Source organism: Streptomyces sp. NPDC020597 (genome assembly GCF_044335095.1).
Lineage (GTDB): Bacteria > Actinomycetota > Actinomycetes > Streptomycetales > Streptomycetaceae > Streptomyces.
The window spans coordinates 13,948-30,996 of sequence record NZ_JBIRUL010000049.1 but is presented as its reverse complement, the minus strand read 5'-3'; the positions used below and the strand labels follow the sequence as shown (position 1 = coordinate 30,996).

Annotated in this window: 17 protein-coding genes; 5 read left to right on the top strand and 12 right to left on the bottom strand. The window is 72.7% G+C overall.

The features are described from left to right. Nucleotides 1-76: 76 nt before the first annotated feature. The 5 genes from ACH4ZA_RS38670 to nadE all read left to right on the top strand — a co-directional run bounded on the left by ACH4ZA_RS38670 (nt 77) and on the right by nadE (nt 4,663). Nucleotides 77-721, top strand: coding sequence for a bifunctional 4-hydroxy-2-oxoglutarate aldolase/2-dehydro-3-deoxy-phosphogluconate aldolase (locus ACH4ZA_RS38670; protein WP_398433705.1), 645 nt, complete (start codon nt 77-79; stop codon nt 719-721). Next, a complete protein-coding gene (locus ACH4ZA_RS38665; RefSeq protein ID WP_398433704.1) occupies nt 718-1,785 on the top strand; it encodes a PfkB family carbohydrate kinase in 1,068 nt (355 codons plus the stop codon). Before ACH4ZA_RS38670 ends, ACH4ZA_RS38665 begins: the two co-directional genes overlap by 4 nt. 47 nt (nt 1,786-1,832) lie before the next feature. After that, the gene (locus ACH4ZA_RS38660) at nt 1,833-2,861 is read left to right on the top strand and encodes an aldo/keto reductase (protein ID WP_398433703.1); all 1,029 of its coding nucleotides are present in this window, start codon (nt 1,833-1,835) and stop codon (nt 2,859-2,861) included. Then, the gene (locus tag ACH4ZA_RS38655; protein WP_398433702.1) at nt 2,852-3,580 is read left to right on the top strand and encodes a FadR/GntR family transcriptional regulator; all 729 of its coding nucleotides are present in this window, start codon (nt 2,852-2,854) and stop codon (nt 3,578-3,580) included. The genes ACH4ZA_RS38660 and ACH4ZA_RS38655 overlap by 10 nt, the downstream gene beginning before the upstream one ends. Before the next feature lie 252 nt (nt 3,581-3,832). Then, nucleotides 3,833-4,663 carry an ammonia-dependent NAD(+) synthetase gene (gene nadE, locus ACH4ZA_RS38650; RefSeq protein WP_398433701.1) on the top strand — a complete coding sequence of 277 codons (831 nt, stop codon included), beginning with the start codon at nt 3,833-3,835 and terminating at the stop codon, nt 4,661-4,663. Nucleotides 4,664-4,720: 57 nt separating this feature from the next. On the opposite strand, the gene ACH4ZA_RS38645 is transcribed toward nadE, so the two are convergent. The 12 genes from ACH4ZA_RS38645 to ACH4ZA_RS38590 all read right to left on the bottom strand — a co-directional run bounded on the left by ACH4ZA_RS38645 (nt 4,721) and on the right by ACH4ZA_RS38590 (nt 16,847). Continuing rightward, the gene (locus ACH4ZA_RS38645; RefSeq protein WP_398433700.1) at nt 4,721-5,848 is read right to left on the bottom strand and encodes an LLM class flavin-dependent oxidoreductase; all 1,128 of its coding nucleotides are present in this window, start codon (nt 5,846-5,848) and stop codon (nt 4,721-4,723) included. Between the two features lie 16 nt (nt 5,849-5,864). Further along, a complete protein-coding gene (locus ACH4ZA_RS38640; protein WP_398433699.1) occupies nt 5,865-7,292 on the bottom strand; it encodes an NtaA/DmoA family FMN-dependent monooxygenase in 1,428 nt (475 codons plus the stop codon). Nucleotides 7,293-7,314: 22 nt separating this feature from the next. Then, nucleotides 7,315-8,517: an LLM class flavin-dependent oxidoreductase gene (locus tag ACH4ZA_RS38635; protein ID WP_398433698.1), complete on the bottom strand. Its 1,203-nt coding sequence runs from the start codon at nt 8,515-8,517 to the stop codon at nt 7,315-7,317. A 69-nt stretch (nt 8,518-8,586) separates the two neighbouring features. Next, the gene (locus ACH4ZA_RS38630) at nt 8,587-8,712 is read right to left on the bottom strand and encodes a putative leader peptide (protein WP_398433697.1); all 126 of its coding nucleotides are present in this window, start codon (nt 8,710-8,712) and stop codon (nt 8,587-8,589) included. 87 nt (nt 8,713-8,799) lie between these two features. Next, nucleotides 8,800-9,771, bottom strand: coding sequence for a glutathione S-transferase C-terminal domain-containing protein (locus ACH4ZA_RS38625; RefSeq protein ID WP_398433696.1), 972 nt, complete (start codon nt 9,769-9,771; stop codon nt 8,800-8,802). Between the two features lie 390 nt (nt 9,772-10,161). Further along, nucleotides 10,162-11,328: an LLM class flavin-dependent oxidoreductase gene (locus tag ACH4ZA_RS38620; protein ID WP_398433695.1), complete on the bottom strand. Its 1,167-nt coding sequence runs from the start codon at nt 11,326-11,328 to the stop codon at nt 10,162-10,164. Nucleotides 11,329-11,440: 112 nt separating this feature from the next. After that, a complete protein-coding gene (gene ssuE, locus ACH4ZA_RS38615) occupies nt 11,441-11,998 on the bottom strand; it encodes an NADPH-dependent FMN reductase (protein ID WP_398433694.1) in 558 nt (185 codons plus the stop codon). Between the two features lie 92 nt (nt 11,999-12,090). Further along, nucleotides 12,091-13,074, bottom strand: a complete 984-nt coding sequence (locus ACH4ZA_RS38610) for an ABC transporter substrate-binding protein (protein ID WP_398433693.1) — start codon at nt 13,072-13,074, stop codon at nt 12,091-12,093. A gap of 52 nt (nt 13,075-13,126) precedes the next feature. Further along, nucleotides 13,127-13,879 (bottom strand): amino acid ABC transporter ATP-binding protein, encoded by a 753-nt coding sequence (locus ACH4ZA_RS38605; RefSeq protein ID WP_398433706.1) that lies wholly within the window; start codon nt 13,877-13,879, stop codon nt 13,127-13,129. Nucleotides 13,880-13,947: 68 nt separating this feature from the next. Then, nucleotides 13,948-14,982, bottom strand: coding sequence for an amino acid ABC transporter permease (locus tag ACH4ZA_RS38600; protein WP_398433692.1), 1,035 nt, complete (start codon nt 14,980-14,982; stop codon nt 13,948-13,950). Between the two features lie 195 nt (nt 14,983-15,177). Continuing rightward, a complete protein-coding gene (locus ACH4ZA_RS38595) occupies nt 15,178-15,714 on the bottom strand; it encodes a GNAT family N-acetyltransferase (RefSeq protein WP_398433691.1) in 537 nt (178 codons plus the stop codon). After that, nucleotides 15,711-16,847: an LLM class flavin-dependent oxidoreductase gene (locus ACH4ZA_RS38590; protein ID WP_398433690.1), complete on the bottom strand. Its 1,137-nt coding sequence runs from the start codon at nt 16,845-16,847 to the stop codon at nt 15,711-15,713. The genes ACH4ZA_RS38595 and ACH4ZA_RS38590 overlap by 4 nt, the downstream gene beginning before the upstream one ends. Nucleotides 16,848-17,049 lie beyond the last annotated feature (202 nt).

Sequence of the window (17,049 nt, the reverse complement as noted above, 5' to 3'; positions counted from 1 at the left end):
CCGTCTTCCTCGCCTCCGACGCCGCCGCCTACATCCACGGCATCACCCTCCCCGTCGACGGCGGATGGCTCGGCCGATGACCACCACCGACGCCACCGCCACACCCGCCTCCGTCCTGGCCGGCGCCCGGGTCATGCCGGTGCTGACCGTGCCGTCCACCACGATGGCCGGCCCGCTGGCCGAGGCGCTCGTCGCCGGCGGCGCCCGGTGTGCCGAGGTCACCTTCCGCACCCCGGACGCCGAGCAGTCGCTCAGGGCGATGGCCGCCCACGGCGGACTCACCGTCGGCGCCGGCACGGTCCTCACCCCCGAACAGGCGGAGCGGGCTGTGTCGGCGGGCGCCCGCTTCGTCGTCTCACCGGGTTTCGACGATCAAGTCGTCGCCAGATGCCGGGAGTTGAGCGTCCCCGTGATACCGGGTGTCGCCACCGCGACCGAGTTGATGCGCGCCCTTCGCGCGGGTCTGGACACCGTGAAACTGTTCCCGGCCGAACCGCTCGGCGGCCTGCCCACCCTCCGGGCGCTCGCCGCGCCGTTCCCCGGGACGCGCTTCATCCCGACGGGCGGCATCCGCGCAGCCCACCTGGCCGCCTATCTCGCCGAACCGTCGGTCCTCGCCGTCGGCGGCACTTGGCTGGCGACCCCCGGCCACCTCGGGCGGGGCGACTACGAGGAGATCCGCCGGCTCACCGCCGAGGCCGTGGCGAGGAGCATGTCATGACCGACGTGGTGGCCCTCGGCGAGGTGATGCTGCGCTTCGATCCGGGCGAGGGACGCATCCGCACCTGCCGGACCTTCCAGGTGTGGGAGGGCGGCGGCGAGTACAACGTCGTACGAGGTCTGCGGCGCTGCTTCGGACTGCGCACCGCCGTCGTGACGGCTCTCGTCGACAACGCGGTGGGCCGGCTCGTCGAGGACCTGATCCTCCAGGGCGGCGTGGACACCTCCCTGGTCCGGTGGACGCCGGACGACGGGATCGGCCGCACCGCCCGCAACGGACTCAACTTCGTCGAACGCGGCTACGGCATCCGCGGCGCCCTCGGTGTCAGCGACCGCGCCCACACCGCCGTCTCCCGGCTGCGCAGGGGCGACGTCGACTGGGACGCCGTGTTCTCCGCCGGCGTGCGCTGGTTCCACACCGGCGGCGTCTTCGCCGGCCTGTCGGACACCACCGTCGACGTCGCCGACGAGGCGATGGCGGCCGCCCGCCGCCACGGCGTCACCGTCTCCTACGATCCGAACTACCGCCCGAGCCTGTGGAGCGGCCGGGGCGGTCCGGACCGGGCACGCGAGGTGGACCTGCGCCTGGCGCGGCACGCTGACGTGGTGGTGGGCGCGCTGGGGCTGGCCGGTCCGCGTCCCGGCGCCGTGCGCGTCGCGCCCTGCGAGGTGGCGGACGCCCTTGCGCGAGTGGCGGGGCTCGTCCCGTCGGCCAGGGTGCTGGCGACGACGCTGCGCGAGGTGCCCTCGGCCGGGGTCAACGACTGGTTTTCGGCCGCCTGGTCCGCCGAAACCGGTGTCGTCACCGGTCCCCCGATGCCCGGCCTGCACGTTCTGGACCGCATCGGATCCGGCGACGCCTTCGCCGCCGGTCTGATCTACGGCCTGCTGGGCGGTGACGACGCCTGGCCGGGCCCGTTGTCGGCGGCCGGTCTGGAGCTGGCCCTGGCGTACGGCACCGCTCACGGCGCCCTCACGATGACCACCCCCGGGGACGTCTCCATGGCCTCGCTCGCCGAGGTCCGTGCACTGATGGAGGGCGGTTCGGCCGCCGTCAGACGTTGACCTGGCGCCGGACGGCGCCGCCCCACCCGTACTCGCGAGGAGCACAGTTGACACATCAGAGCATCGGACGCCGGACGATCGCGAACACTCCCGTCGGGCTCACCGCACTCGGCTTCGGGGCGTCCGTCATCGGCAACCTCTACCGGGTCACCCCGGCCGAGGACGCGTCGGCCGCCGTCGACGCCGCCTGGGACGCCGGCATCCGCTACTTCGACACCGCCCCTCACTACGGCCTCGGGCTCTCCGAACAGCGCCTGGGCGCGGCCCTGCGGCGACGGCCCCGGGACGACTACGTCGTCTCCTCGAAGGTCGGACGGCTGCTCGTGCCCAACGAGCATCCGCGGGGCGTGGACAGCGAGGGCTTCGTCGTGCGGGACGACCTGCGCCGCCAATGGGACTTCAGCCGCGACGGCGTCCTGCGGTCGCTCGAGGACACCCTGCGCCGCACCGGGCTGGACCGCCTCGACGTCGTCTACCTGCACGACCCCGACGATCACTGGCGACAGGCCGCCGACGAGGCCATGCCCGCCCTCGGCGAGCTGCGCGACCAGGGCGTCATCGGCGCGATCGGCGCCGGCATGAACCAGTCGGCCATGCTCGCCCGCTTCCTGCGCGAGACCGCCGCCGACGTCGTCATGCTCGCCGGCCGCTACACCCTCCTCGACCAGTCCGCCCTCGACGACGTCCTGCCCGCCGCCGAGGAACACGGCAAGAGCGTCGTCGCCGTCGGCGTCTTCAACTCCGGCCTCCTCTCCCGCGACCGCCCCGCCGAAGGCATGAAGTACGACTACCAGGACGCCCCACCCGACCTCGTCGCCCGCGCCCGCGCCATCGCCGACCTCTGCACCGCACACGGCACCACCCTCCCCGCCGCCGCCATCGCCTTCCCCTGCACACACCCCAGCGTCGTCAACGTCACCCTCGGCATGCGCAGTCCGGACCAGGTCGCGCGCAACGCCGCACTCCACCGACGGCACGTCCCCGAAGCCCTGTGGGACGACCTCCGGGCCCAAGGCCTCATCAGGTCCGACGTGCCCCGCGCCGCCGACCGTGCGGGGAGTGCGTCGTGTCCCTGACGGACAAGGCCATCGAGCAGATCCGCGAGCTGATCCGCACGGGGGCCCTGCCCCCGGGATCGAAGCTGCCGCCGGAACCGGATCTGGCCGCACAGCTCGGGCTGTCCCGCAACCTGGCCCGCGAAGCGGTCAAGGCCCTGTCCGTCGCACGGGTCCTCGAGATCCGCAGGGGGGACGGCACCTACGTCACCAGCCTGCAGCCCAGTCTGCTGCTGGAGGGGCTCGGCGGAGTGGTGGAACTCCTGCAGAGCGACGCGGCGGCCCTGCAGGATCTGATGGAGGTGCGACGGCTGCTCGAGCCCATGGCCACCGCGCTCGCGGCCACCCGGATAACCGACGCCCAACTGGACGAGATCAAGGGCCACTTGGACGCGATGCGCGAGGCCCGCGACGACGTCGAGCGACTGAACGCGCACGACGCCGCCTTCCACCGTGCCGTCGTCGCCGCCACCGGCAACGAGACCCTGCTCACCCTGCTGGAGAGCGTCTCCGGCCGCACACTGCGTGCCCGCATCTGGCGCGGGCGGACGGACGACCAGTCCGCGGGCCGCACTCTGGCCGAGCACGAGGCGATCCACCGGGCGCTGTGCAGCCGGGACGCCGCCCTCAGCCAGGCCGCCGCGCTGCTGCACGTGAGCACCACCGAGCGGTGGCTGAAGGAGCACCTGCGCGCCCACGGGCCGCTCGTCTCCGCCCGGCCCGGACCTGGGCGACTGTGAGCCGGGCCGGGACGACGGTCCCGGCCCGGCGTTCACGGCGCCCGCGTCACCTGCTGCGGTGACCGCGGGCAGTGCCGGCCCCCCTGCCGTACTCGCTGGTGACACCGCTCATGGGAGCGCCTCGCGTCCGATGTCCGGCGCATGGCCGACAGTGATCCGGGGGACTCCGCAAGTCACGGTGTCCGCCGCCGGTGCGGCCGGGCTGCCGGGCCGGCGCCACGTGAACGAGATCAACGAGCACAAGGAGCAGTCGTGAACGATCCCGAGCCCCTCGCCCTGCAGCGGGAGATCGCCAGGGAACTCCAGGTCGCCGAGAGCTTCGACGTCGAGGCGGAGATCGAGCGCCGGGTGGCCTTCCTCGCGGAACGGCTGACCGCCACCGGGCTGTCCTCCCTCGTGCTCGGCATCAGCGGCGGCGTCGACTCCACGACGGCGGGCCGGCTGTGCCAGCTCGCGGTCGAGCGGGTCCGGGACACCGGGCGGGAAGCACGCTTCTACGCGATGCGGCTGCCCTACGGTGTCCAGGCCGACGAGCACCACGCCCAGCTCGCCCTCTCCTTCATCCGCCCCGACCGCGTGCTGACGGTGGACGTCAAGCCCGCGAGCGACGCCGCGCTCGCGGCCCTTCGGGCCACCGACGTCGCCTTCCGGGACGCCGGCCACGAGGACTTCGTGCACGGCAACATCAAGGCCAGGCAGCGCATGATCGCCCAGTACGCCGTGGCCGGCGCGCACCACGGCCTGGTCGTCGGCACCGATCACGCCGCCGAGGCGGTCTCCGGCTTCTTCACCAAGTTCGGCGACGGCGCGGCCGACCTCGTCCCGTTGTCCGGGCTGACCAAACGCCGGGTGCGAGCCGTGGCGGACGCGCTGGGAGCGCCGGCCGAACTGGTGCGCAAGGTTCCCACGGCCGACCTGGAGACCCTGGACCCGGGCAGGGCGGACGAGGACGCGCTGGGCGTCGCCTACGACGAGATCGACGACTTCCTGGAGGGCAGGCCCGTCACGGAGCGCGTCTTCGGGACGATCGTCGACCGCTACCGCCTCACGGACCACAAACGGCGCCTGCCCATCGCCCCGTAGCCCGAGGAGGGGCGGCCACGCGGAGGCCATCGGCGACGGTCGGCCGCGCCGCCCCGCTCACCGGCGCTGCCACTCCTGCGCGAGCAGTCGGTAGGAGCGCACCCGGTCGGCGTGGTCGTGGGTGATGGTGGTGATGATCAGCTCGTCCGCGGCGGTGGCCTCCTGCAGTTGCTCGAGCTGGTCGGCGACGCGGGCCGGCGAGCCGACGAACTGGGTGTCGACGCGGTCGGCGACCAGCGCCCGGTCGGCGTCGGTCCAGGGGTGGGCGCGGGCCTGCTCCGGGGTCGGGAAGGCAATGGCGCCCTCGGCGGTGCGGATGCTGCGCACCCACGGGCCGTAGCCGGTGGCGAGTTCGCGTGCGGTCGCGTCGTCCTGCGCGACGACGACGTCGGCGGACACGCTGACGTAGGGCTTGTCGAGGTGGTCGGACGGCTGGAACGCGGCGCGGTACCCCTCGGCGGCCTCCAGGACGGTGGCCGGGCTGACGTGGTAGTTGGCGGCGAAGCGCAGCCCGTTGCGGCCTGCGACGTCGGCGCTGAGTCCGCCGCTGCTGCCGAGGATCCACACCTCTACCTCGGCGCCCTCGCCCGGGACGGCGTGTGCCTCGGTGCCGTCCGCGGAACGGTAGTCGCCGCGCAGTAGCGCGAGGATGTCGTCGACCTGTTCGCCGTAGTCCTGGGCGCGGGCGCCGGGCTGGTGCAGAAGGTGCTGCTGGAGCAGGACCCGGGGTGAGCCGATCAGGTGCTCGTAGGAGAACCGCGGCGGGATCCTCAGCCCGTTGGGGGTCTGCCCGTCGACGACGGGGGTCGTCGTCGGCCGGGGCTGCGTTGTCTGTCCGGGAGGACGTCCGCCGGAGCGTCCCAGGCCCAGGTCCAGCCGTCCGGGGTGCAGTGCGTCGATGAGTCCGAACTCCTCCACGGTGGACAGCGCGGTGCGGTGCCCGAGCTGGACTGCGCCGGATCCGATCCTGATGGTGGAGGTCGCGGAGGCGGTCAGCGCGAGGACGACGGCCGGGGAGGCGCCGGCCACGCCCGGGTTGAGGTGGTGTTCGGCGAACCAGTAGCGGCTGTAGCCGAACCGCTCGGTCTGCCGGGCGAGGTCGATGGTGTTGCGCAGCGCCTGCGCGGCGGTCGCGCCCGAGGGGATCGGGACGAGGTCGAGGACTCCGAGAGGTATGCCGGACATGATCGGGTGTCGCTCCTCAGCGGTCGGCGGGTGCGGGCGCCACTGCTGCGGCCGCTCCACGCGCGGGTCGGGACGGACGGGCCAGACCGAGGTGGTCACGGAGGGTGGTGCCGGTGTATTCGCGGCGGAAGACTCCGCGTTCCTGCAGCAGCGGGACGACGGTGTCGGCGAACCCGTCCAGACCGCCGGGGGTGAGATGCGGGACCAGGATGAACCCGTCGGCGGCGTCCGTCTGGACGAAGTGGTCGATGGTCTCGGCGACGGTGACCGGGGATCCGACGAACGACTGCCGGCCGGTGGTCTCGATGACGAACTCGCGGATCGACAGCTTCTCGGCCGCGGCGCGCTCGCGCCACTGTCGCGCGACGGCGACGGGGTCGCGGAACATGCGTACGCCGGCACGGCCCCGGGCGATGGTGTGCTCGCCGGGGTCCGGGTCGATCTCGGGGAGCGGGCCGTCCGGGTCGTAGCCGGACAGGTCCCGGTTCCACACCTGTTCGAGGTAGTTGACGGCCGTCCGGCCGCTGACCTGCTGTCGGCGTACCTCGCGTGCCTTGTCCTGGGCTTCGGCGTCGGTGTCGCCGAGGACGAAGGTCGCTGCGGGCAGGATCAGCAGCTGGTCGTGGGTGCGGCCGTGCCGGGCCAGGCGCCGCTTGACGTCGGTGTAGAACTCCCGGCCCGCCTCCAGGGTGCTGTGCCGGCTGAAGACGGCGTCGGCGCTCGAGGCGGCGAACTCGCGGCCCTGCTCGGAGTCGCCGGCCTGGAAGATCACCGGGCGGCCCTGCGGGCTGCGCGGGACGTTGAACCGCCCGGCGATGTCGAAGTGCCGGCCCCGGTGGACGAAGGCTCCGGCCTGCGCGTGCCGGAGGAAGGCGCCTGAGTGCCGGTCGGCGACGACGTCGTCCTCGTGCCAGGAGTCGAAGAGCTCGGTGGCGGTGGCCAGGAACTCCTCGGCCCGGGAGTAGCGCTCGTCCTGCGGAAGGAACCCGCCGCGGCGGAAGTTCTCGCCGGTGAAGGCGTCCCAGGACGTGACGACGTTCCATGCGGCGCGTCCGTCCGACAGATGGTCGAGGGCGGCGAACTGACGGGCCACCTCGTAGGGCTCGTTGAACGTGGAGTTGATGGTGCCGGTCAGGCCGAGGCGTTCGGTGACGGCGGCGAGGGCGGCCAGGACGGTGAAGGTGTCGGGCCGCCCCACCACGTCCAGGTCGTGGATGCGGCCGCCCTGTTCGCGCAGCCGGAGCCCCTCGGCCAGGAACAGGAAGTCGAACCTGGCGCGTTCGGCGGTCCGCGCGAAGTGCGCGAAGGAGTCGAACTCGATGTGGCTGCCCGCCTGCGGGTCGCTCCACACGGTGGTGTTGTTGACGCCGGGGAAGTGCGCCGCGAGATGGATCTGCTTCCGAGGCCTGCCGGTGTCCGGCGTGCCGGTGCTGGACGGGGTCATGGTCGTGGGGCTCCCTGCGGCGTCAGGCGGTGGCGTAGCGGTTGGCGGGGCGCGCGAGACCGAGCAGCCCGCGCAGGGTGTCCGCTTCGTAGACGCGCCGGAAAGCGTCCCGGCGCTGGAGGGCGGGCACCAGGCCCCGGGTGATCTGCCGCAGGTCGTGGCCGAGCACGCCGGGACGGAGCCGGAAGCCGCTCAGTCCGGCGCGGCGTCGTTCCAGCAGCAGGTCCGCGAGGTGTGCGGGCGTGCCGGTGAACACGTCGGCGTCGCCCGTGTACGGGGCGCCGGCGAGATCGTCCAGCCTGGCCTTGCGGGCCTCGGCCGCGGCGGCGTCGTCGTCGAGGAACACCGTCAGGTCGCCGAAGACGTGCAGCGGTTCGCCGGCGCGCCCGGCCTCGGCCTGTGCGGCGTGGATCTCGGCGACGATCCGGCGGGCGTCGTCGGTGTCGTGCGGGGTGACGAAACCGATGTCCGCGGAGCGGCCGAGCAGTCGGTACGGCGCGGCGCCGTGCGCGAGCGCGCCGACCAGGGGCTGCCCCTGGGGCGGACGGGGCGTGATCGAGGGTCCTTTGACGTGGAAGCGGCTGCCTTCGAAGTCGATGTAGTGCAGTTTTTCCCGGTCGATGAAGCGTCCGGTGGCGACGTCGCGGATCTCGGCGTCGTCCTCCCAGCTGTCCCAGAGGCGGCGCACGGCTTCGACGTAGTCGGCGGCCTCGTCGAGGAGTTCGGCGGCGAGGCGGCGTCCCTTCGGGGTGTCCCGGTCTTCGGGGCGCAGCGCCGGGATGGTGCGACGGCCGAAGTGCGCGGACTCGTCGCGGCGGGCGGAGACCTGGATGCGCAGGCCGGCGCGGCCGTGGCTGACGTGGTCGAGGGTGGCGATCGCCTTGGACAGGTGGAACGGCTCGGTGTGGGTGGCGATCACGGTCGGCATCAGTCCGATGTGCCGGGTCAGGGGGGCGACGCGGGCGGCGACGAGCACCGCGTCCAGCCGGCCGCGCACCTGGTCGGTGCGCTCGTCCGGCTCGGTGGGGTGCGAGGACTGCGGGCCGAGGGAGTCCTCGAAGGTGACCAGGTCGATGAGGCCGCGCTCTGCCTCGGTGACCAGGTCGGCCCAGTAGCCCGCGGTGAACAGGTCGCGGGGGCGGGCGCCGGGTTCGCGCCATGCGGCGGGGTGCCAGCCCGCGCCGTCGAGTGCCACGGCGAGGTGGAGAGAGGGTGGTGCGGACACGAGAGGAACGCCTTCCTGGTCGACCGTGCGGGAGCGCCCTCGCTGGGGAGGGCCGGCGGTGGGAACAGGTCAGGAGAGACAGAGGGCTGCGGCCACTCGCTGCAGGTCGATGTGGCGTCGGGAGTGCAGGCTGACGCGGCCGTGCGTGCGGCACGTCGTCGAAGCCGGGGCGGACCCGGGGGTGGCACGTGACATGCCGTCACCTCCGCTTCTTGTGTGGCTGGTTGCATGCCCTCGGACGCCGGCGCGGCCGTGGCGGTGTGGGCCTCGTGTCCTGGCAGCCTAGGCGGAGGGGGACGGGCGGAGGTGGAGGGCGTATTGCGGTTGCGTGAAACCGGTCGGCCCGTGATCAAGGGAACGGTCCGGGGCGGGCCGGGGGATGTGGCCGGCCCAGTCCAGGATCTGCACGGCGGCTCCCGCGGCCTCCAGTCCCCGGCAGTGGGCGTGGTGCCGGCGGGCGATGCCGTCCAGGTCGAGGTGGGCGCCGAAGGCGGGGTGGGCGGCGAGACGGCGCGCATAGGACCACAGGTGCGGGTGCTCGGCGATGCGGTGGACGGCGGCGGCGTCCAGGTGCAGGCGGTGAACGGTGTCGAGCTGCACGAGGGTGACCCACAGGTGTACGTCGGCGACGGTGAGGGCGTCGCCGAGGATGAACTTCCCTTCGGCGAGCCGCCGTTCGAGCGAACCGAGGACGCGCAGCAGTGAGCCGAGGGCGCTGCGTCGCTGCGTCGCGTCGCCGCCTGCCTGCCCCGCCCGCTGGGCGGCTTCGCTGATGCGCTGCTCGCAGAGGCGGGCGACGGCCTCGATCTCGCGCTCCGCGCCGCGGAGGCGCAGGGCGGCCCGGTCCGAACCGTCTCCGTGGCTGTGGCCGTCGAAGTGGACGACGAGGTCGCGGAGGATGTCCGGGGCGTGGGCGCTGACGATCCGTCCGCTCCAGTCGTCGCTCAGCACGGGCGCGGCGGCCGGTCCGGGGTGCCGGTGCGAACTGGCCTCGTACAGCGGGCGCAGAGCGGAGTGTCCGCCGTCGGGGCTGTCCGGCACAGCCGGCAGCAGGACCACCGGGAGGGTCTGCTCCAGCCCGAGGAGGCTGTGCGTCACGGCGATCCGCAGACAGTGCGGGCAGGACGGCGAGAGGTGGAGGCGGTAGCGGCGTGGCGCGGCGTAGTAGCCGCTGCCGGCATGGCAGCCGATCCTGCCCCGCAGCGGCGGGGCGGACGAGAGGGACGGCACGGTGGGCAGGGGTGCGGCGGGCATGGGTCTCCCTGGGTCCGGGGCCGGCTTCTGGTTCTCAGAAGTGCGACGGGGCAGCGCACATGGGGCTGAGGGGCACGCGGCGGCGTCGGCGCGTGCCCGGTCTCGACGGGGTGCGGCGCCGGTGGGCGCCGGCGGTTCAGCGCATCGACCTTGTCGCGCTGCAGACCCGCAGGAGATCGATGTGGCGGCGAGAGGTCAGCAGGAGGGGCGGTCGGCCCGCGCGTTCGGCACGGTCGGCGGGCGACTCCGCGCGACGCTCCATCTGTTCCCTACCCATTCACTAGGAATCCCTCCTCTGGAGTGTCGGGCGGCCGCCGCGCGCCGTCAAGAGGACCGTCCGCCGACTCACCGGAGCGTCTCACATCGTGGAAGCGGAGGGGCTCCGGCCGCTCACCGCGTCGCCGAGCCCGCGAAGGGCACGCCGGTGACGAGCGGGACGTCCGCGTCCGGCCGCGTCGGCGCAGCGCGGTTCCACAGGCCCTGCTCGGCGAGACGCGGCAGGACGTTCTCGCCGAACCAGTAGGCCTCCTCCAGGTGCGGGTAGCCGGAGAGCACGAACTCGTCGATGCCCAGGCGGTGGTACTCGGCGATCCGTTCGGCCACCTCGGAGTGGCTGCCGACCAGAGCCGTGCCCGCTCCCCCGCGCACCAGGCCGATGCCGGCCCACAGGTTCGGGTACAGGAGCAGTCCGTCGCGCCCTCCGCCGTGCAGGGCGAGCATGCGCTTCTGGCCCTCGGACTCGCTGCGGGCGAGCCCCGCCTGCACCGCGGCGACGGTCTCGGCGTCGAAGCCGTCGAGCAGTCGCCGCGCCTCGGCCCAGGCCTGCTCGGCGGTGTCGCGGGTGATGACGTGCAGTCGGATGCCGAAGCGGACGGTGCGCCCCTGCCGCTGTGCGAGGTCGCGGATCCAGGCGATCTTCCCTGCCACCGCCGCCGGGGGCTCGCCCCAGGTGAGATACACGTCGGCGTGACGTGCGGCGACGGCTCCCGCGGCGGGCGAGGAGCCGCCGAAGTAGATCTCGGGCCGGGGTTCGGGCGTCCGGGCCAGCCGTGCCTCCTCCACCTGGATGTGCCGGCCCGTCAGGTTCACGGTCGTGCCGTCCCAGAGCCCCCGGACGACGTGGAGGAACTCGTCCGTGCGGGCGTAGCGGGCGTCCTTGTCGAGGAAGTCGCCGTAGGCGCGCTGCTCGTGGCTCTCCCCTCCCGTGACGACGTTGAGCAGCAGCCGGCCGCCGCTCTGCCGCTGGAAGGTGGACGCCATCTGGGCGGCGAGCGTGGGCGAGACGAAGCCGGGCCGGAAGGCGACGAGGAACTTCAGCCGTTCGGTGTGCCGGCTGACCATGGCGGTGGTCAGCCAGGCGTCCTCGCACCAGGCGCCGGTGGGGGTCAGCGCTCCGGTGAAGCCGAGGTCCTCGGCCGCGCGGGCTATCTGGGTGAGGTAGCCGACGCTGGGCGGGCGGTCGCCGCCGGTCGCGGTGAGCGGGGCGCCGTGGCCGCCGCCCACCACGTGCCGGCTGTCGCCGCTGGTGGGCAGGAACCAGTGGAAGGTGAGGCTCACGCGGACTCACGCCCTTCGTCGGTCGTCGGCGGATGTGTGTCTTCGCTCTGCTGCGGCCGCCCGGCGCCGAACCGCTGTCGCCGGAGATCGGCGGAGACCGGGCCCGCGGTGCTCATACGGCGGCCGCCAGGAGGGCGCTGCGGCTGCCGAGGGCGTGGGAGAACTGGTCGACGACCTGGGCCAGGCTCTCACCTGTGCCCGGTGCGACGGTCAGTGTCCCGTCGTCGGACACGGTGATGTCCTTGTCGAGCGTGAACCAGCCCTGGACGATGTGCGCGGCGCCCATGGAACTGAGCACCGGGCGCAGGGCGTAGTCGATCGCCAGGACGTGTGCCGTGCTCCCGCCCGTCGCCAGGGGCAGGACGGTCTTGCCGGCCAGGGCGTACTGCGGCAGCAGATCCAGCAGGGACTTGAGCAGTCCGGAGTAGGCGGCCTTGTAGACGGGCGTGCCGATCACGACGCCGTCGGCGCGGTCGAACAGCTCGGTCGCCTCGACGATCGCCGGGTGGCGGAAGTCGGCGCCGAGGAGCGCTTCGGCGGGGATGGTGCGGACGTCCAGGGGAATCACGTCATGTCCCTGGGCGGTGAGCCGCCGGTCCAGGTGGCGTAGCAGGCGGGCGGTGCGGGAGGCGGGGGACGGGCTTCCGGAGACGGACAGGACGGTGGCCATGGCGGACCCTTCGCGAGCATGGGGCGGGTGTGGATCGTGGTGCGCAGGTGTGCGGCGGGAGCGGGGTGGCGCCCCCGAGTGGGCCGTGAACGCTATTTGTTGGTCTTGGGCAGTCCGGGCGGGTTGATCCCGGAGGTGGTCACGGCCTCGTCGGACAGGCCCCAGCGCTTGAGGACCTTGGCGTAGGCGCCGTTGCGGATGATCTCGTCGATCGCGTCGGCGAGCGGCTTCACCAGGCCGTTGTCCTTCTTGGTGGTGGCCGCGATGAGGCCCTGGAGCGTGGCGCCGGCGCCGGAGTAGGTTCCGACCACCTCGGTCCTGCCGGTGGTGGCGGCGTGGTAGGCGGCGGTCGGATTGGGGCCGAGGTAGAGGTCGATGCGGCCGGACTGGAGGGCGAGGTAGGTGTCGCTCTCGTTCTGGTAGTACTTGATGTTCACCGGCTTGCGGCCGGCCTTCACGTTGTCCTTGCTCCACTCGACGAGGAGCTTCTCCTGGTTGGTGCCGCTGCCCACGGCGACGGTCCGGCCGGCGACGTCCTCGGGTCCGTCGACCTCCAGCCCGCTGCCCTTCTTCGCCTCGAAGCCCAGATTGTCCTCGCGGTAGGGGGCGAAGTCGTACTTCTCCTTGCGCTCCTCGGTGTCGGTGATGTTGCTGATGCCGACGTCGTACTTGCCGCTGTCGAGGCCGACGAAGATGTTCTCCCAGGAGACGGTGTTGATGTGCGGCTTCAGGCCGAGCACCTGGGCGACGAGGTGGGCGAGGTCGGGCTCGACGCCGATGACGGTCCTGTTGTCGGTGGCGTAGAAGGTCAGGGGCGCCGCGGAGCCGGAGGAGCTCACGATCTCCAGGGTGCCTCTCCTGCGGATCTGCTCCGGGACCTCGGCGGCTATGGCGTCGACCTTGCCGGTGGTGACGCGGTTCTGGTCGGGACTCAGGTTGATCTTCGTGCCGGCGCCCGGCGTGGCCGCGACCTCGGTCGTGCCGCCGTCCTGGGGGTTGGCGCACGCGGCGAGGACGAGGGCGGCGGCCAGTCCGAGTCCGGCTGCGGCGGTGCGGCGGGTGAACGAGGGGGACATGATCGTGCTCCTTGCTTGCGGAGGAAGAGGGCGGGGCGCGGATGCGGGGGGGTCAGAGGACCTTGGAGAGGAAAGCGCGGGTGCGTTCGTGCCGCGGGTGGTCCAGCACGGCGGCCGGCGGACCCTGTTCGAGGACGACGCCGTCGTCCATGAACACGACGGTGTCGGCGACTTCGCGGGCGAAGCCGATCTCGTGGGTGACGACGATCATGGTGGTGCCGCTGCCGGCCAGACCCCTGATGACGTCGAGGACCTCGCCGACGAGTTCCGGGTCGAGCGCGGAGGTCGGTTCGTCGAACAGCAGCACCTTCGGTTCGAGGGCGAGCGCGCGGGCGATGGCCACGCGTTGCTGCTGGCCGCCCGACAGCTGGCGCGGATAGGCGTCCGTCCTGTCGGCGAGTCCGACGCGGGCGAGCAGCAGGCGAGCGGTCTCCTCGGCTTCCCTGCGGGGGCGGCGCAGCGCGGAGACTGGGGCCTCGGTGACGTTGTCCAGCACGGTCAGGTGCGGGAACAGGTTGAAGTTCTGGAAGACGAACCCGATGTGGGTGCGCTGCTTCAGGACGTCCTTCTCCTTGAGTTCGTGCAGCTTGTCGCCGGAGCGGCGGTAGCCGACGAGCTCTCCGTCGATGCCGATCCAGCCGCGGTCGACCTTCTCCAGGTGGTTGATGGTGCGCAGCAGCGTGGACTTGCCGGAGCCGGACGGGCCGAGGATGACGGTGACCTCTCCGGCGCGCACCTGGAGGTCGACGCCGCGCAGCACGTCCAGCGCGCCGAAGCTCTTGTGGACGCCGCGGACGTCCACCATCACACCGGTGGCTCGCGTGGCGCTGCCGACGGCCGCCGTCAGCTCGTCGGCGTCCGCCGTCGCTTCCGTCATCGGGGGTCTCCCAGGGGGTTGAGGGCGGTGACGGGCCGGTCGCGCCGGGCGGCGGCGGCGGGCAGGGCGCGCGTGAAGCGCCGGGCCCGCTGCAGGGGCGTGGGCGGCGGGGTGCGGTCGGCGCCGCGGGCGTAGTGCCGTTCGACGTAGTACTGGGCGACCGACAGCAAGGAGGTGAGGATCACGTACCAGGCGGTGGCGACCAGCAGCAGCGGGATCACCCGTCCGGTGCGGCCGTAGATCACCTGCACCTGGTAGAACAGCTCGCCGATGGACATCACGTACACCACCGAGGTGCCCTTGAGCAGGCCGATGATCTCGTTGCCGGCGGTGGGCAGGATGGCCCGCATGGCCTGCGGCAGCACGATCCGGCGGATCTGCCGCAGCCGGGGTATGCCCAGCGCCGCGGCGGCCTCCAGCTGGCCGTGGTCGACGGCGATGACGCCGCCGCGCACGATCTCGGCCGCGTAGGCGGCCTGGTGCAGGGTCAGTCCGATGACGGCGGCGCCCATGGTGCCGATGAGACTGTTGGTGTCGACCGACCACAGGACCGGCCCGAAGGGGACGCCGAGGCCCAACTCCTTGTACAGCGCGCTCAGGTTGAACCAGAACACCAGCTGCACGATCATCGGGATGGAGCGGAAGATCCAGATGTAGGTCCAGGCGACGGTCTGCAGCACGGGGCTTCGCGACAGCCGCATGAAGGCGAGGACGGTGCCGAGGAGAAAGCCCAGCACCGTGGCGTAGGCGGTGAGCTGGAGCGTCACCCATACGGCCTGCACGATCGTCTCGGACAGGAAGTAGTCGCCGAAGACGTTCCATTCCCACACCGGGTTGGTCGCCAGGCCGTGCAGGAACTGTGCGAGCAGCACGGTCACGGCGACGGCCGCCGCCCAGCGGGCGTGGTGGCGGGCGGGGACGACCGTGAGCGAGGCCGGGTCGTCCTCGGGAAGGGATGCTCCGGGGTCGGGGCCGGGGCCGTGCGCGGGGGCGCCGGGAGGCGCGGCGGCGGACCGGGTGATGAGTCCCATCGTGGTGTCCTGCTCAACTCTCGTATGTGCTCGGGTGGGTTGATCCGCGACGCGTCGATCGCGGAGGCGCCGGCCCCTCGTTTCCGGAGGATCCGCTCGTGTGCCTCGACCTTCCGCAGGCGGTGGGCGCCGGCAGGGGCGGCGGCAGACCTGCGGCGGCGGTGACGCGCGCACGGGATCGGACGCGGCGGGCGGTCACGGCCCCGCCGCCCATCGTCGGTGCGTACCGGCCGGCAGGTGCTTCTCGAAGGGCAGCGGGCCGATCGTCTCCGGGTCGGCCTCGGTGTCGAAGAGGGGGGTGTAACCGGTCGTCAGGTAGAGGGCGCGGGCCTCGGGCTGACGGGGGCCGGTGGTCAGGTGGATCCGCCGGTAACCGCGGGCGGCCGCCTCGCGCTCCAGCTCGGCGACGACGCGTCGGGCCAGACCGCGCCGCCGGTGCGCGGAGTGGGTCCAGATGCGCTTCAGCTCGGCCGTCGTCGGGTCGTAGCGGCGGAAGGCGCCGCCCGCGACCGGCTCGCCCTGTTCGAGGAGCAGGAGCAGGATCCCGCCGTGGTCGGGGGTGAACTCCTCGTCGGGGTAGCGGGCGAGTTCGGCGTGCGCGTCCCTGCCGTAGCGCGTGGCGTACTCGTCGCCGAGCTCGCGCAGCAGCGGTTCCACGCGAGGGTCGGACACGGTCACGTGCACGACCGTCGGCTCGTGGGACGTCGACGGGAGCGGTGCGAGGGAGGTCATCGCCCCACCGCCGCAAGGGTCTGCGGGCCGCGCCGGGCGCGCTCGGCGTCGCGCTTGGCGACCTCCTCGCGAACGATCGGGATCACGTGCCGGCCGAAGTCGATCGCGTCGCCCAGAAGGTCGTAGCCGCGCGCGGAGAGGATGTCGACGCCGAGGTCGTAGTAGTCCAGCAGTGCCCGGGCGACCGTCTCCGGGGTGCCGACGAGGGCGTTGGAGTTGCCCGCGCCCCCGGTGGCGGCGGCCGTCGGGGTCCACAGGGCGCGGTCGTAGCGCTCTGCGGCCTCGGCGATGGAGAGCAGCCGCTGCGAGCCGGTGTTCTGCGGCTGTGCCTGCCCGTTGTGGCGCCAGGTGACCGGCTCGCCGTTGCCACGGCGGGCCTTGATCGCGCCGACCGTGCGATGGGCCTTCTCCCAGGCGAGTTCCTCGGTGGGGGCGATGATCGGGCGGAACGCCACCTGGATGCGCGGCACGTCGGTGCGGCCCGCGGCCTTCGCGGCGGCCTTCACGCTCTCGATCTGCTCGGCGGTCTTCGCCAGGGGCTCGCCCCACAGGCAGTAGACGTCGGCCTCGGCTCCGCCGGCGCGGTACGCGGCGGCCGACGAACCGCCGAACGAGACTCCCGGGCGCGGTTGTTGGACCGGGAAGACGTCGCTGACGAAGTCGTGGAAGCGGTAGTGCTCACCCTCGTGGTCGAAGGGCTCGCGGGTCGTCCAGATCTTCTTGACGATCCGGATGTACTCGCGGGTGCGGGCGTAGCGCTCGTCCTTGGACAGCGTGTCGCCCTCACGGCCCTGCTCGTGGTCGTTGCCACCGGTGATGAAGTGGACGGTCAGCCGGCCGTCGCTGATCCGGTCGAGGGTGGCGAACGTCTTCGCCGCGAAGGTCGGGTAGGAGACGTTGGGCCGGTGGGCGAGCAGGATCTGGAGGCGCTCCAGCCGGCTCGCGATGTAGGCGGCGGCCGGCGCGGGATCCGGGGAGCCGGAACCGTAGGCGAACAGCACCCGGTCCCAGTCGTGGTCCTCGTGGGCTCGAGCGAGCCTGAGCGTGTACTCCTTGTCGAAGGCGGCGCCGGAACGCGCTGTGGTCTCGGAGCCGTCGTTGGTGGCGGCGATGCCAAGGAACTCCACGGGCATGGGAGTCGGCCTTTCGTCGAGTGCGGTACGTCCTGCGGGGCCGGGCCGCGGACAGCGCGCGGGCACGGCGGTGCGCTCCTCGGCGCAGCCGGGTGCGACGGCGCTTCGGGGCACGGCGGGAGGGCAGGGGTGAACAGGGTGAGCGAGGGTGACGGCGCCGGGACAGGGCCTCGGGTGCGATGGTGCGGCGCAGGCGCGTTTC

What these genes read in the sequence shown, in the direction of transcription:
- ACH4ZA_RS38670 (WP_398433705.1), top strand. Translation starts at nt 77, where the DNA reads ATGACCACCACCGACGCCACCGCCACACCCGCCTCCGTCCTGGCCGGC.
- ACH4ZA_RS38665 (WP_398433704.1), top strand. Translation starts at nt 718, where the DNA reads ATGACCGACGTGGTGGCCCTCGGCGAGGTGATGCTGCGCTTCGATCCG.
- ACH4ZA_RS38645 (WP_398433700.1), bottom strand. Translation starts at nt 5,848, where the DNA reads ATGTCCGGCATACCTCTCGGAGTCCTCGACCTCGTCCCGATCCCCTCG.
- ACH4ZA_RS38640 (WP_398433699.1), bottom strand. Translation starts at nt 7,292, where the DNA reads ATGACCCCGTCCAGCACCGGCACGCCGGACACCGGCAGGCCTCGGAAG.
- ACH4ZA_RS38630 (WP_398433697.1), bottom strand. Translation starts at nt 8,712, where the DNA reads ATGTCACGTGCCACCCCCGGGTCCGCCCCGGCTTCGACGACGTGCCGC.
- ACH4ZA_RS38625 (WP_398433696.1), bottom strand. Translation starts at nt 9,771, where the DNA reads ATGCCCGCCGCACCCCTGCCCACCGTGCCGTCCCTCTCGTCCGCCCCG.
- ssuE (WP_398433694.1), bottom strand. Translation starts at nt 11,998, where the DNA reads ATGGCCACCGTCCTGTCCGTCTCCGGAAGCCCGTCCCCCGCCTCCCGC.
- ACH4ZA_RS38610 (WP_398433693.1), bottom strand. Translation starts at nt 13,074, where the DNA reads ATGTCCCCCTCGTTCACCCGCCGCACCGCCGCAGCCGGACTCGGACTG.
- ACH4ZA_RS38605 (WP_398433706.1), bottom strand. Translation starts at nt 13,879, where the DNA reads ATGGTGGACGTCCGCGGCGTCCACAAGAGCTTCGGCGCGCTGGACGTG.
- ACH4ZA_RS38600 (WP_398433692.1), bottom strand. Translation starts at nt 14,982, where the DNA reads ATGGGACTCATCACCCGGTCCGCCGCCGCGCCTCCCGGCGCCCCCGCG.
- ACH4ZA_RS38595 (WP_398433691.1), bottom strand. Translation starts at nt 15,714, where the DNA reads ATGACCTCCCTCGCACCGCTCCCGTCGACGTCCCACGAGCCGACGGTC.
- ACH4ZA_RS38590 (WP_398433690.1), bottom strand. Translation starts at nt 16,847, where the DNA reads ATGCCCGTGGAGTTCCTTGGCATCGCCGCCACCAACGACGGCTCCGAG.